Origin of the sequence: Billgrantia campisalis (assembly GCF_022341425.1) — a bacterium.
In the GTDB taxonomy this organism is placed as follows: domain Bacteria; phylum Pseudomonadota; class Gammaproteobacteria; order Pseudomonadales; family Halomonadaceae; genus Halomonas; species Halomonas campisalis.
Genome location: NZ_JABFUC010000002.1, coordinates 167,768 through 181,388, shown reverse-complemented (window position 1 = coordinate 181,388; position 13,621 = coordinate 167,768). Strand labels below are relative to the sequence as shown.

10 protein-coding genes are annotated in these 13,621 nt (G+C 65.5%); 5 read left to right on the top strand and 5 right to left on the bottom strand.

The annotated features are described in order from the left end of the window. Positions 1-7: 7 nt before the first annotated feature. Entirely contained in the window at positions 8-757 is a 750-nt protein-coding gene (locus tag HOP52_RS02815) for a protein kinase family protein (RefSeq protein ID WP_238975749.1), read from the bottom strand. Positions 758-915: 158 nt separating this feature from the next. Here HOP52_RS02815 and HOP52_RS02810 point away from each other — a divergent pair, with 158 nt between their 5' ends. Then, positions 916-2,595, top strand: coding sequence for a sulfatase-like hydrolase/transferase (locus tag HOP52_RS02810; RefSeq protein WP_238975748.1), 1,680 nt, complete (start codon positions 916-918; stop codon positions 2,593-2,595). 38 nt (positions 2,596-2,633) lie between these two features. Next, on the top strand, positions 2,634-3,449 hold the full coding sequence (locus tag HOP52_RS02805; protein WP_238975747.1) for a glycosyltransferase family 2 protein: 816 nt from the start codon (positions 2,634-2,636) through the stop codon (positions 3,447-3,449). A gap of 70 nt (positions 3,450-3,519) precedes the next feature. On the opposite strand, the gene HOP52_RS02800 is transcribed toward HOP52_RS02805, so the two are convergent. Beyond that, positions 3,520-4,626 carry a CDP-glycerol glycerophosphotransferase family protein gene (locus HOP52_RS02800; protein ID WP_238975746.1) on the bottom strand — a complete coding sequence of 369 codons (1,107 nt, stop codon included), beginning with the start codon at positions 4,624-4,626 and terminating at the stop codon, positions 3,520-3,522. Between the two features lie 209 nt (positions 4,627-4,835). Here HOP52_RS02800 and glyQ point away from each other — a divergent pair, with 209 nt between their 5' ends. The 3 genes from glyQ (at position 4,836) to gmhB (ending at position 8,684) form a co-directional block, all read left to right on the top strand. After that, the gene (gene glyQ, locus HOP52_RS02795) at positions 4,836-5,810 is read left to right on the top strand and encodes a glycine--tRNA ligase subunit alpha (protein ID WP_238975745.1); all 975 of its coding nucleotides are present in this window, start codon (positions 4,836-4,838) and stop codon (positions 5,808-5,810) included. Positions 5,811-5,812: 2 nt separating this feature from the next. Beyond that, the gene (glyS, locus tag HOP52_RS02790) at positions 5,813-7,885 is read left to right on the top strand and encodes a glycine--tRNA ligase subunit beta (protein WP_238975744.1); all 2,073 of its coding nucleotides are present in this window, start codon (positions 5,813-5,815) and stop codon (positions 7,883-7,885) included. A 241-nt stretch (positions 7,886-8,126) separates the two neighbouring features. Continuing rightward, entirely contained in the window at positions 8,127-8,684 is a 558-nt protein-coding gene (gene gmhB, locus HOP52_RS02785) for a D-glycero-beta-D-manno-heptose 1,7-bisphosphate 7-phosphatase (protein ID WP_238975743.1), read from the top strand. 195 nt (positions 8,685-8,879) lie between these two features. Here gmhB and gyrB read toward each other — a convergent pair whose 3' ends face one another. Genes gyrB through dnaN form a run of 3 tightly spaced genes read right to left on the bottom strand, consistent with a single transcriptional unit; the run spans position 8,880 to position 13,589 of the window. After that, positions 8,880-11,300, bottom strand: a complete 2,421-nt coding sequence (gene gyrB, locus HOP52_RS02780) for a DNA topoisomerase (ATP-hydrolyzing) subunit B (RefSeq protein ID WP_238975742.1) — start codon at positions 11,298-11,300, stop codon at positions 8,880-8,882. A gap of 3 nt (positions 11,301-11,303) precedes the next feature. Next, a complete protein-coding gene (gene recF, locus HOP52_RS02775) occupies positions 11,304-12,428 on the bottom strand; it encodes a DNA replication/repair protein RecF (protein ID WP_238975741.1) in 1,125 nt (374 codons plus the stop codon). A gap of 57 nt (positions 12,429-12,485) precedes the next feature. Continuing rightward, positions 12,486-13,589: a DNA polymerase III subunit beta gene (dnaN, locus tag HOP52_RS02770; RefSeq protein ID WP_238975740.1), complete on the bottom strand. Its 1,104-nt coding sequence runs from the start codon at positions 13,587-13,589 to the stop codon at positions 12,486-12,488. Positions 13,590-13,621: the final 32 nt, after the last annotated feature.

Genomic DNA, 13,621 nt, shown 5'->3' with positions numbered 1-13,621 from the left:
CAACGGCTCACCCCTTGCGCCATCCCGTCAACTTGCGCTTGGCAGCCTTGCGCAGGCGCCGCGTACAGGAGAGCCCGGCCTGCAGGGCATTGGCCAGGCGAAAGGCGCGGGAGTCACGCGTTGCCTGGTCGAGATAGCGATAGCCGAAGGGCATGCTTTCGAGAAATTTACTGTACTCCATCAGCAGCCGAATCCTGGTCAGGAAGCGTGGCCGCTGCATCTTGAAATCGATGAAGCGGGCCTGGCCCTCATCGATGATGAAGTTCTGCGCCTGGGGATCGCCGCGCAGGTAGCCATGTCCATGCAGTTCGAGCAGCGCCTCGGCCACCGCCCGGGTATCGCGGCTCGTCGCCTGCCGGCCCGCGACATAGCCGTACAGGAAGAAACCGTCCACCACTCGCCCCGCCTCACGCCGCTCGGCGCCCAGTATCGGCTCGGGGCCCCTCGCCCCAAGGTGATCGAGCGTCGCGATGCTGCGATGCTGACGAATCGATTCCCCGGGGCGAAACAGCGTCAGGAAGCGCTCCCAGGCGCGACGATTACGGGCGCGAGGCACCTTGAGCACCAGGTCACGACCGCCAATGGCGACCCGCGCCGCCCAGCAGTGGCGACTGTCCTTCAAGGGCGTCACCACCCGGTAGCGCCGCTCAACCACGGCCCGCACCAGGGAGACCGCCTCGTCGTCGGTCACACTGGCCTCGAGGCGGTAGCCGTCACACTCCAGCCTCCCGGGGCCGGCACTCGCTGTACGTTGCATTGCGCGTCTCCCGCTGCAGGCAGAACCGGCGGCCGGCATATGCCAGTCGCGTCGTATCGGGGGGGCTTTCCACGGCTACCTGAACGCGGGGCACCCTGTTAAGGTGGCCCTATCATTACGAGCTATCATCACGAGCCAGACGATACCATAGATCGATCATGCCGACGCCGCCGAAACACCTGGCCCTGCCCCATCCCCGCTGGTGGTCCCTACTGGTCATGGGCCTGTGTGTGGGCTACGCCATCACCACCCTGACCCGCCTCTCCACCTGGTGGCTACCGCTGATTGCCACCGCCTGGATCGGCCTGGGCGCCCTGCTCCGCTGGGGGGCACCTCTGAGCTACCAGCCGCCCGCTCAGGGTCGCAGGCTCTGGCCCTGGTCGCTGCTGCCCATTGCCCTGTGGGGGCTGTACGTCTATCTGGCCGACAGCTTCGGCATCGTCGACGTGGGGGCCGTCTACTTCCACCTGCAGGCCGGGATGACCGACCACGGCGGCGTCGGCCGCATCGGCGCCGCCGTGGTCTACTGCCTGTCGATGCTGGCCCTGCTGGCGGCCATTGTCTGGCTGACCCGGCACGACCACCGCTGGCGGCGCGCCGAACCCTTGCTGGCCATCGTACTGCTGGCCAGCAACCCCCTGCTCTACGGCATCACCCAGCGCGGCGCCGCCATCGTCACCGACGACGGCGCCTGGCTCAATCGCCAGTACGTCGAGCCGATGATCCTCGAGACTCCCGAGACGCCGCCGAACCTGCTGCTGCTCTACCTGGAAAGCATCGAACGCACCTATGCCGACCGGGAGCGCTTCGGTGACGCCTACGCCGACCTGGATGCCGTCGGCGAGCGCGGCCTGGTCTACGAAGGGGTGCGCCAGATCAACAATACCGGCTGGACCATGGCCGGCATGATCGCCAGCCAGTGTGGGACACCGCTGATGCCCGCCGGCCTACTGCATGACCGCCAGTTCACGCCACTGGACAAGGTGGTGCCCGGGGTCGATTGCCTCGGCGACCTGCTCGCGGAAGAGGGCTACCGGCTCGCCTACCTGGGCGGGGCCAGCACCGCCTTCGCCGGCAAAGGCATCTTCTACGAGGACCATGGCTTCGAAACGGTGCTGGGGCGCGAGGAGCTGCAGCCACGGCTGGAGGACCCGGATTACGTCAATAGCTGGGGCCTCTATGACGATTCGCTCTACGATTTCACCATCGAGGAGATCCGCCGCCTCAACGAGGGCGACGGACCCTGGGGCGTGGTCAACCTGACCATTGCCGGCCATGCACCGCATGGCTACCCGGCCCAGGCCTGTATCGATCGCCAGGGAGAGTTCAACGGCATCGACATCCTCTACTCGGTGGAGTGTTCGGCATGGCTGGCCAGGGACCTGATCGAGCGGCTGGAACGCGAAGGCCTGCTGGACAACACCCTGGTGATACTGGTCAGCGACCACCTCACCATGCGCGTTTCGGCCTGGGATGACCTGATCCAGGGTGACCGCGACAACACCTTCATGCTGTTGGGGCCGGGCATCCCCGTTGGCCGTGAGCAGCGGGAAGCCTCCATGGTGGATGTCTTCCCCACCATTCTGGAAGCCATGGGGTTCACCATCGACTGGCACCGCGCCGGCCTCGGGGTATCGCTGCTCTCCGATGAGCCGACTCTGGTCGAGGAACATGGCAAGCCGACGCTGCATGCCCGGATGCGTGAGGAAACGGCGCTTCAAGAACGACTCTGGGAAGGCCTGGTCCCGGAACGGCGCCAGACCGAGGCCAACACCGGGCAAGAGCAGGTCGTCGAGACGCCCGACGATGCGGCCCCGGACGAAGACATCTATCCCTGACAGGGGCAAAATCACCATGACACAGACAGCCACTCTCCATGCAGCCTGACGCGTCCTCCCCACACCGCCACACCCTCTCGGTCTGCATCATCGCCAAGAACGAGGCCGACCGGCTACCGCGCTGCCTGGCGTCAGTAGCCGGCATCGCCGATGAAATCATCGTCCTCGACAGCGGCAGCACCGACGGCACCGTGGAGGTGGCAAGGCAATATACCGACAAGGTATGGGTGACCGACTGGCCCGGCTTCGGGATCCAGAAGCAGCGCGCCCTCGACCGGGCCAGCATGGACTGGGTGCTCTCCATCGACGCCGACGAAGCGCTGGACGAGAGCGCCCAGGAGGCGCTGGAAGCGCTGCTGAGCAGCCCCCGGATCGAGGAGACCGCCTTTCGGATCAAGTGGCTGGTGGTGCGTCATGGCAAGGGCCTCAAATTCGGGCGCAGTGCCCGCGCACCGTTGAGGCTGTTCCGCCGCGAGGGGGCCAGGTTCACCGATGCCCAGGTGCATGAAACCATTGTCCCCGCTCCCGGCAAGATCGGCCGGCTGCCCGGCAGGCTGCTGCACTTCACCGCCCGCGACTATGGCCATGCCCTGGAAAAGAACGCCAAGTACGCCTGGTTGGGCAGCCAGAAGTACTTTGCCAAGGGCAAGCGAAATCGCAGCCTGCTGCTGGTCTGCCTGAGATCGCTATGGACCTTCTTTTTGATCTACGTCCTGCGCGGTGGCTTTCTCGACGGGCGCATCGGCTTCATCGTGGCCATGAACTACATGCAGGGCAATTTCAACAAGCATGCCGGCCTGTGGCTGCTGACCCGCGAAGAGCGCCAGGACGAAGAGCCCCGCGATACCCCCTGAACCACCGTGCTCGGGGCGGACGAGAGATGGTCACGGCTTGCTTGGTTTTGCTTGGTTGGGCCAACAACGCCTAGCCGGGCTTCCAATAGCCCAGCTTGCGGCGCTCCTTGAGGTTTCGCAGTCCATTGCGGGGCTTGGCCTTGAGTCCCGCCCGTCCCTGCCGCAGACAGGCATCGGCGGCATCCAGCACGCGCTCGCTGGAACGCCCGTCGGTGTAGGGATGCAGCTCCCCGGCCAACGCTCCGATACGCCCCATCAGCTCAGCGGGCTGCGACAACGCCTCCTCGATAGCGCCTTCCAGCGCCTCCGGTCGGGTCACATCCAGCAGGTGTGACCTGTCTCCTCGACTCTGGTTGCGAAACGTCACCACCGGCTTGTGCTGCAGCAGAAACATCAGCATCACCGAGGAGGTGTCGCACACCATGACATCCGAGGTGCGCAGCAGCGGCAGGATGTTGCGGGTTTCGATGAAGCTCAGGCTGTCGTCTTCCAGGGAGCGATAGGCCTCGACCACCGCCGGGTCCATCTTGGGATGAAACTGGATCAGCCACTGCCACCTGCCCGTATCGCGCAGGCGGCGGACGGTCTCCAGCAGATGCGGTGCGCAGCTCAGCCGCGGCGTGAAGGTGGAGCACAGCAGGATGCGCGGGCGGCCATCCCTCGCCGGCAGGTCGGGCTCACGCCCGGCGGGCATCTCGGGACGGAACAGCGGGTCCAGGGCCGGCCAGCCGGTTTCGACCACCCGAAAGTGACCGTGCTCGGCCGCCCGGCGCGCGAAACCCTGGGTGTCGCCGGGGCCATGGGTGCAATAGAGATCGAAGCAGCCGCGAATATTGAAGTGGCCGCGATCGTCGCTGCGCCCCGCCTTGGCGACATTGAAGCCGTGAAACACGGCTACCTTCAAGCCGGGAATGAAGGACGGCACCATATTGCCCGGCACCAGCACCACCTCGGGGCGCCAGGCCCTGACGGCGGCCACATCGCCGAGTTTAACCTCCCCGGGCTCCAGGTGTTCCGGGTCGACCTCTGGGCCGGCGAAGAACCACCTAGCCTCCCCGCCGCGGGCCCGGATGGCGGCTTGCAGTGGCCTCAAGATTCCATAGGCATAGTTCTGCTCGGCATAGAGCAGAAAGCGAGTGGCCCTTGGCTGCGGCTCCTTGGCGGCTATCGTGGTCATCGAGAATCCATGGCGCTGTCGCTGGGTACTGTGGGGAGTCGGTTCCCCTCTCGCCCGAACGGGCGCCATCATGATAGCGCGCCCCCCGTCACGACACGAGCACGAGCCAACCGGTGGCATGGCATCGCGGCCTGGCGGCACCTATAACCGACTAGCGGCTGCTTGTATACTTGATGCCCTGTGAATTCATGGCCAACGGTGCTTTCCCAATGACTCTCTCGACACCCTCGTCGACGCCTGAGGCGTCGACTTTCCAGGGCCTGATACTCGCCCTGCAGCAGTACTGGGCCGAAAAAGGCTGCGTGGTGCTTCAGCCCCTGGACATGGAGGTCGGTGCCGGCACCTTCCATCCCGCCACCTTCCTGCGCTCCATCGGCCCCGAGACCTGGAACGCCGCCTACGTGCAGCCCTCCCGCCGCCCCACCGACGGACGCTATGGCGAGAACCCCAATCGCCTGCAGCACTACTACCAGTTTCAGGTGGTGATGAAGCCCTCCCCCGCCGACCTCCAGGACCTCTACCTGGGCTCGCTCGAGCGCCTCGGCATCGACCCGCTGGTGCACGATATCCGCTTCGTCGAGGATAACTGGGAGTCGCCCACCCTGGGGGCCTGGGGCCTGGGCTGGGAGGTATGGCTCAACGGCATGGAGGTGACCCAGTTCACCTACTTCCAGCAGGCCGGTGGGATCGAGTGCTACCCGGTCACCGGGGAGTTGACCTACGGCCTCGAGCGCATCGCCATGTACCTGCAGAACGTCGACAGCGTCTACGACCTGGTGTGGGCCATTGCCCCGGACGGCTCCCGGGTCACCTACGGCGACGTCTACCTGCAGAACGAGCGCGAGCAGTCGGCCTTCAACTTCGAACAGGCGGACGTGCCGGCCCTGTTCGGCGCCTTCGACCATCAGGAGCGTGAGTGCGCCAAGCTGCTCGCGGCCGGCCTGCCCCTGCCTGCCTATGAGCAGGTGCTGAAGGCCTCGCACACCTTCAACCTGCTCGATGCCCGCCACGCCATCTCGGTCACCGAGCGCCAGCGCTATATCCTGCGCGTGCGCACCATGGCCCGCGACGTGGCCCACGCCTACTACGATTCACGCAAGGCCGCCGGCTTCCCCATGGCCCCCGAGGCCCTGCGCCAGGAGCTTCTGGCCGACCAGCCGCTTGCCGAAGAGGGAGACGCTTGAGCATGGCAGCCACCACCTTTCTGATGGAACTGGGCGTCGAGGAACTTCCCCCCGGCGCCATCGACACCCTCTCCGATGCGCTGGCCGAGGGCATCCGCCGCGGGCTCGATGAGGCCGGGCTCGCCTTCGATACCGTTCAGGCCTGGGCCAGCCCGCGCCGCCTCGCCGTCCAGGTCGGCGCCCTGGCTGACAGGCAGCCGGATCGCGAAGTCGAACGCCGCGGCCCGGCACTGGCGGCCGCCTTCAAGGATGGCCAGCCCACCAAGGCCGCCGAGGGCTTCGCCCGCTCCTGCGGCGTCGAGGTGGCGGACCTGATTCACCTGGAGACCCCCAAGGGCACCTGGCTCGGTTACCGTGAGCGCCAGCCGGGCGAGGCCACCACCGCCCTGCTGCCGGCTATCGTCGATAAGGCCGTGGCCGCTCTCCCGGTGCCCAAGAACATGCGCTGGGGCGCCTCGCGCATCGAGTTCTCCCGGCCGGTCCACTGGCTGGTGATGCTCTACGGCAGCGAGGTAGTCGAGGCCGAGGTGCTCGGCCTGACGGCCTCCCGCACGACCCGCGGCCACCGCTTCCATGCGCCCGCGCCCATCGAGCTGTCCCATGCCGATGACTACCTGGCGGCCCTCGAGGAGGCCTACGTGCTGGCCGACCGCCAGCGGCGCCGCGAGCGCATTCGCGAACAGGTACTGGCCGAAGCCGAGGTACAGGGCGCCCAGGCGGTGATCGACGAGCAGTTGCTCACCGAGGTCAGCGGTCTGGTCGAGTGGCCCGTGGCACTCACCGGCAGCTTCGACGAGCGTTTCCTGGAGGTCCCGGCCGAGTGCCTGATCTCCTCGATGAAGGCCAACCAGAAGTACTTCCACCTGCTCGACGACCAGGGGCAACTCAAGCCGCTGTTCATCACCATCTCCAACATCGACAGCGCCGACCCGCAGCAGGTCATCGAGGGCAACGAGAAGGTGATCCGCCCGCGCCTGGCCGATGCCGTTTTCTTCTATGACACCGATCGCAAGCGCCCTCTGGCCTCGCGGATCGACGAACTCTCCAGCGTGCTGTTCCAGAAGCAGCTCGGCACCCTGGCGGACAAGTCGCATCGCACCGCGGCGGTGGCCGCCTTCATTGCCGGCCGCATCGATGGCGACGTGGCCCAGGCCCGGCGCGCCGCCGAGCTCGCCAAGTGCGATCTGGTCACCGAGATGGTGCTGGAGTTTCCCGAGCTGCAGGGCATCATGGGCCGCTACTACGCCGTCCATGACGGCGAACCCGCCGAGGTCGCCCAGGCGCTGGAGGAGCAGTACCTGCCACGCTTCGCCACGGACACCATCCCTGAGACCCGCACCGGTCGCGCCCTGGCGCTGGCCGACCGCCTCGATACGCTGACCGGCATCTTCGGCATCGGCCAGCGCCCCAGCGGCACCAAGGACCCCTTCGCCCTGCGCCGCGCCGCCATCGGCGTGCTCAACATCCTGGTCAAGGGCGAGCTTGATCTCGACCTGCGCGAGCTCCTGGAGCTGGCCGCTGCCCAGCACCAGGAACTGCCCTATGCCGAGGACCTGGTCGACGAGGTGCTGGGCTACATGCTCGACCGCTTCCGGGCCTGGGCCCTGGACGAAGGCATCGAGGCGGAGATCTACCTGGCCGTTCGGGCCCGCCCGGTCACTCGGCCGCTGGACTTCGCGCGACGCCTGCGGGCGGTTCACGCCTTCGCCCAGCGCGACGAAGCCGCGGCGCTCGCCGCCGCCAACAAGCGGGTCTCCAATATCCTGACCAAGCAGGGCCATTCGGGTCAGGGCACGGTCAACCCTGAGCTGCTCCAGGATACGGCCGAGAAGGCCCTCTACGAGACGCTGGCGGCGCGACGCGACACCGTCATGCCGCTGTTTGCCAAGGGCCATTACCGCGAGGCGCTGGACGCCCTGGCCAGCCTGCGGGCCCCGGTCGACGACTTCTTCGACCGGGTCATGGTCATGGCCGACGACGAGGCGGTGCGGGACAACCGCCTGGCACTGCTGGCCACCCTCCAGGCGCTGTTCCTGGAGGTCGCGGATATCGCCTTGCTCCCACATCCGCACTAAGCGCCCCGTCGGTAGCCCCTAGAGGCCGGCAAGCATCCTGCTTGCCGGCCTTATTCATATCCCCCCTGTGATGCCAAACCCGGCGATGTTCCACGTGAAACATGTCAGGGGCGCTCGACCTCAGCAGGGGGGAACACTGCCTGGCGACTCGCCCCTCACCCTCTGAGCCCCGCACTTGGCAGCGCATGTTTCACGTGAAACACTCCTCACTTCACCTTCTGCCCCCGGAGACAACCGCGCCATGCCCGAAGCCCGCCGCCTGGTGATTCTCGACCGCGATGGGGTCATCAACCAGGACTCCGAGGCCTATATCAAGTCCCTGGATGAGTGGCTCCCCTACCCACGGGCGATCGAGGCGATCGCCCGGCTGAGCCGCGCCGGCTGGACCATTGCCGTGGCCACCAACCAGTCGGGCATCGCCCGTGGCTACTACGACGCGGCGACCCTGGCCGCCATGCATGAGGAGCTCGAACGCCAAGTCGCCGCGGCCGGCGGTGAGATCGCCCATATCGCCTACTGTCCCCATGGACCCGACGACGGCTGCGACTGCCGCAAGCCCCTTCCGGGGCTGCTGCAGCAGATACGCGAAGCCCTGGGGCTGGAGAGCCTGAGCGGCAGTTGGATGGTCGGCGACAGCCTTCGAGACCTGGAGGCAGGAGAGGCCATGGGCTGTCGGCCGGTGCTGGTCAGGACCGGCAAGGGGAAGCGCACGGAGAGCCAGGGCGTCGGGCTGGAGCAGGCGCTACGGTTCGATGATCTGGGCGGCTTTGTCGACTGGTTGCTGGCAAGGGAAAGTTAGACCCGGGAGGGGCGAGGGGCGAGGGGCGAGGGGCGAGGGGCGAGGGGCGAGGGGCGAGGAAAAAGGGGAAATCAAGGAGTCGGGATAGGCTTCCAATTTACCTCGAAAAATTGAAAAGGCCCGCCATCGATATCGACGGCGGGCCTTTGCTCGGGGCTTGGCGCTTAGCGGTGTTTCACGTGAAACACCCGCCGCTCACACATCCAGATTGGCGACCAGGGCATTGCGCTCGATGAAGTCGCGGCGTGGCTCCACTTCGTCACCCATCAGGGTGTTGAACATCATGTCGGCGGCCACAGCGTCTTCGATCGACACCCGCAGCAGGCGGCGGGTATCGGGGTTCATGGTGGTATCCCAGAGCTGCTCGGGATTCATCTCTCCCAGCCCCTTGTAACGCTGGATCGACAGGCCTCGCTGAGCCTCGCTCATCAGCCACTCCAGCGCTTCGTAGAAGGTGGCCACCGGCTTCTGTCGCTCACCGCGCGCCACATAGGCGCCCGCTTCCAGCAGCCCGTCGAGGGTAACGCCGAGTGCCGCCATGGCCCGGTAGTCGGCGCTGGTGAAAAAGTCGATGCCCCATACATAGTCGGTGCTCACCCCGTGGGCGGTCAGCGTCACCGCGGGCAGGAAGAGCTCACGCTCGGTATCCTCTTCGAGCCGGAAGGTGTAGCGCGGCCCCCCCTCATAGGCCACCAGTGCATCCATCTCCTTCTGCAGGAAATCGATCCAGTTCTGCATGGTTACGCGATCCTTGAGGCTGGCTTCACCCTCCAGAGTCGCCGCATGGACGACCTTGCGCAGCACCTCATTGGGATAAACGCGCGACAAGCGATCGATGCGCTTCATCACGTCGCGATACTGATTGACCAGCGACTCCAGCTGGGCACCCGAGACGCCGGGCGCATCGGGATTGACGTACAGCCGGGTGCCGTCCATCGCCGTGGTGGTAAGGTAGTCGATCAGCGCCTGTTCGTCTTTGAGGTAGAGTTCTTGCTTGCCGCGCTTGATCTTGTAGAGCGGCGGCTGGGCAATGAACACATGGCCTCGCTCGATCAACTGCGACATCTGGCGGAAGAAGAAGGTGAGCAGCAGCGTGCGGATATGCGAGCCGTCCACGTCGGCATCGGTCATGATAATGATCGAGTGATAGCGCAGCTTGTCGGGGTTGAACTCCTCACGCCCGATACCGCAACCCAGAGCCGTGATCAGGGTGCCGACTTCCGCCGACGAAAGCATCTTGTCGAAGCGGGCCTTCTCCACGTTGAGGATCTTGCCCTTGAGGGGCAGGATGGCCTGGGTACGGCGATCACGGCCCTGCTTGGCGCTACCGCCGGCGGAGTCGCCCTCGACCAGGAACAGCTCGGAAAGGCTCGGGTCCTTCTCCTGACAGTCTGCCAGCTTGCCGGGCAGGCCGGCGATATCCAGCGCCCCCTTGCGGCGGGTCATGTCGCGGGCCTTGCGCGCCGCCTCCCGGGCACGCGCCGCGTCGAGCATCTTGTTGACGATCGACTTGGCTTCGTTGGGCTTCTCGATCAGGTAATCGGCGAACAATCGCCCCATCTCCTGCTCCACCGCCGTCTTGACCTCGGAGGAGACCAGTTTCTCCTTGGTCTGGGAGGAGAACTTCGGGTCCGGCACCTTCACGGAGATAATCGCGGTCAACCCTTCCCGGGCATCGTCCCCCGAGGTATTGACCTTGGCCTTCTTGAGCAGACCCTGCGACTCGATGTAGCCGTTGAGGGTACGCGTCAGCGCCGCGCGGAAACCGGCCAAATGGGTGCCACCATCCCGCTGGGGAATGTTGTTGGTATAGCAGAAGATATTCTCGGCAAAGGAGTCACTCCACTGCATCGCCACCTCCACTTCCACGCCATCCTCGCGCACGGCATTGAAGTGGAATACCGGATTGAGCACCGTCTTGTTGGTGTTCAGGTGGTCGACGAAGGCCTTGAGGCCCCCTTCGTAGTGAAACAGCTCCTCCTTGCCGCTACGCTCATCGATCAGGCGAATGGCGACCCCGGAGTTCAGGAACGACAGCTCGCGCAGGCGCTTGGCCAGGATATCGTAGTGAAACTCGATATTGTGGAAGGTATCCGGCGAGGGCTTGAAGTGGACGCGGGTGCCACTTTTCTCCGTCTTGCCGACCACCGACAGGGGCGCCTGGGGCACCCCATGACGATAGATCTGCTCGTGGACCTGACCGGCCCGCCAGATCGTCAGCTTGAGCTCTTCTGAGAGCGCATTGACGACCGAGACGCCGACCCCGTGCAGCCCGCCGGACACCTTGTAGGAGTTGTCGTCGAACTTGCCGCCGGCGTGCAGCACCGTCATGATCACTTCGGCGGCCGACACCCCTTCGCCCTCATGGATATCGGTGGGCACACCGCGGCCGTTGTCGCTGACGGTCACGGATTCGTCGGGGTGAATGATCACCCGAATCTCGGAGCAATAGCCGGCCAACGCCTCGTCGATGGAGTTGTCCACCAGCTCGAACACCATGTGGTGAAGGCCCGTCCCGTCATCGGTATCCCCGATGTACATGCCTGGACGCTTGCGTACGGCATCCAGCCCCTTGAGAACCTTGATGCTCGTTGAGTCGTAAGCCTGCTCGCTCATTGACTACTCCGTCATGAAGTCTATCTGTGCCGGCGGCACTAGCTGCCCTGCACCCTCGGCCGAGTGTTTCACGTGAAACATCGCCACCGGGGTATGGGACTGCCATAGCCCCACCAGGGCATCGTGTTCAACGCTGGTGATGAATGCCTGACAGCCCATCGTCTCCAGCAGTCGACAGAAGACGCGGCGGTGGGACACATCGAGCTCGGCCGGCAGGTCATCGACCAGGTAGAGGCAGGTGCGACCCGTCGTCGCCTCCAGCAACCGGCCCTGGGCCAGCTTGAGCGCACTTACCACCAGCTTCTGCTGGCCGCGAGACAGCACCTCCACCGCCGGGTAGCGCCCCAGGCGAATGCGCAGATCGGCACGCTGCGGACCCTGCTGGGTGAAACCCATCTGATGGTCCGTGGCGCGCCCCTCTTCCAGCACCTGCAGCAGGCTGCGCTGTCGATCCCAACCTCGGGCATAGCGGAGGGTCAGGCCTTGCAAATCCAGCAGGCTGGCCAGCGTCTCCTCGAAGACCGGCAGGAAAGCCGCCATCCATTCGCTGCGCAGGGCGTCGATGCGTTCGCCGCAATCGGCCAGTTCACGCTCCCAGGCCGCCAGCGAGTTGACATCCATTCTATCACGCCTGAGCAGCGCATTCCGATGTTTCAGGGCGCGTCGGGCCCGGCGCCAGGCCTCGAAAAAGTCGTGTTTCACGTGAAACACACCCCAGTCGAGAAACTCGCGCCGCCCCGCCGGAGGGCCCTCGAGCAGGCGGAAGGCGTCGGGATTGACCAGCTGCAGCGGCATGGCCTCGATCAGTTGCGCCAGCCGCTCGACCCGCTCACCCGCCATGCGCATCTCGAGCTCGGCGGCGTCCCGGGCCCGGCGAATCCCGACCGGCAGCGGCGGATCACCCGCGAGCCGCGCGAAGAGGGTCATCTCCGCGGCATCGTGGGCAATGGCGTTGCGTAGTTGGCGAGTGCGAAAGGAGCGCCCCATGCCGAGCACATGGATACCCTCGAGCAGACTGGTCTTGCCGCTGCCATTGGCGCCGCTGATCAGGTTGATGCCCGGACCTGGCACTAGATCAACGGCACCGAGGTTTCGCAAGCCACTGAAAGATAGATAATTTATCTGCATATCAGCCGTGACGCCTGGGGCATCCAAGCGGCGCCTGCCCGCCAATGACGAGAAAGATCAGAGCCGCATCGGCATGACCACATAGAGCGCATCGCCGCCACCCGGCTCCTCCAACAGGGCACTGCTGCTGGAGTCGGAGAGGGTCATCTGCACCCGGTCCTCATCCAGCACGTTGAGCACGTCGATGAGGTAGCCGACATTGAAACCGATCTCCAAGCCGGCCCCGCCATACTCGACCGACACGTTCTCCTCGGCCTCCTCCTGCTCGGGGTTGTTGGCCATGACCTGCAGGTTGCCCTCCTTGAGATGCAGGCGAACACCGCGATACTTCTCGTTGGACAGGATCGAGGTGCGCGATAGCACCTGACGCAGCTCGGTGCGATCGGCAATGAACACCTTGTCGCCCCCCTTGGGCACCACACGCTCATAGTCGGGGAACTTGCCGTCGACCAGCTTGGAGGTGAAGGTGAAGTCGCCGGTGTGGGCGCGCACGTGGCTGCTTCCCAGGGTCAGCGTCACCGGCTCATCGCTGTCATCGAGCAGGCGCACCAGCTCGAGCACCCCCTTGCGCGGTACGATCAGCTTACGTGCCGGCTCCACCTGAATCTCGGCGGGACCCGAGCAGACGGCCAGGCGGTGCCCATCGGTGGCCACGGTGCGCACCAGCCCGGCGCCCAGTTCGAGCAGCATGCCGTTGAGGTAGTAGCGCACGTCCTGCTGGGCCATGGCGAAGGAGGTGGCATCGATCAGGTGCTTCAGCGTGCCGCGCGGCAGGCTGAGCTCGACGTCGCCCTGGGCGTCCTCGATATTGGGAAACTCGGCCACCGGCAGGGTGGAGAGGGTGAAACGCGAGCGAGCGCTGCGCAGCACGGCACGCCCCTCCTCCAGGCTGAACTGCAGCTCGGCCTGATCCGGGAGCGACTTGCAGATATCCATCAGCTTGCGGGCCGGCACGGTCACCGCCCCCGGCACCTCCACCTGGGACGCCGCGGTCCGCCCGATCAGCTCGACTTCCAGGTCGGTGCCGGTCAAGGCCACCTGATCCTGGTCGACCTGAATCAATACGTTGGACAGCACCGGCAGGGTCTGGCGGCGCTCTACCACCCCGGCCACCAGCGCCAGTGGCCGAAGCAGGGCTTCGCGGGAAATGGAAAACTTCATGTCGGCTCCACGTCTAAGTCCTGAAGAAGGGT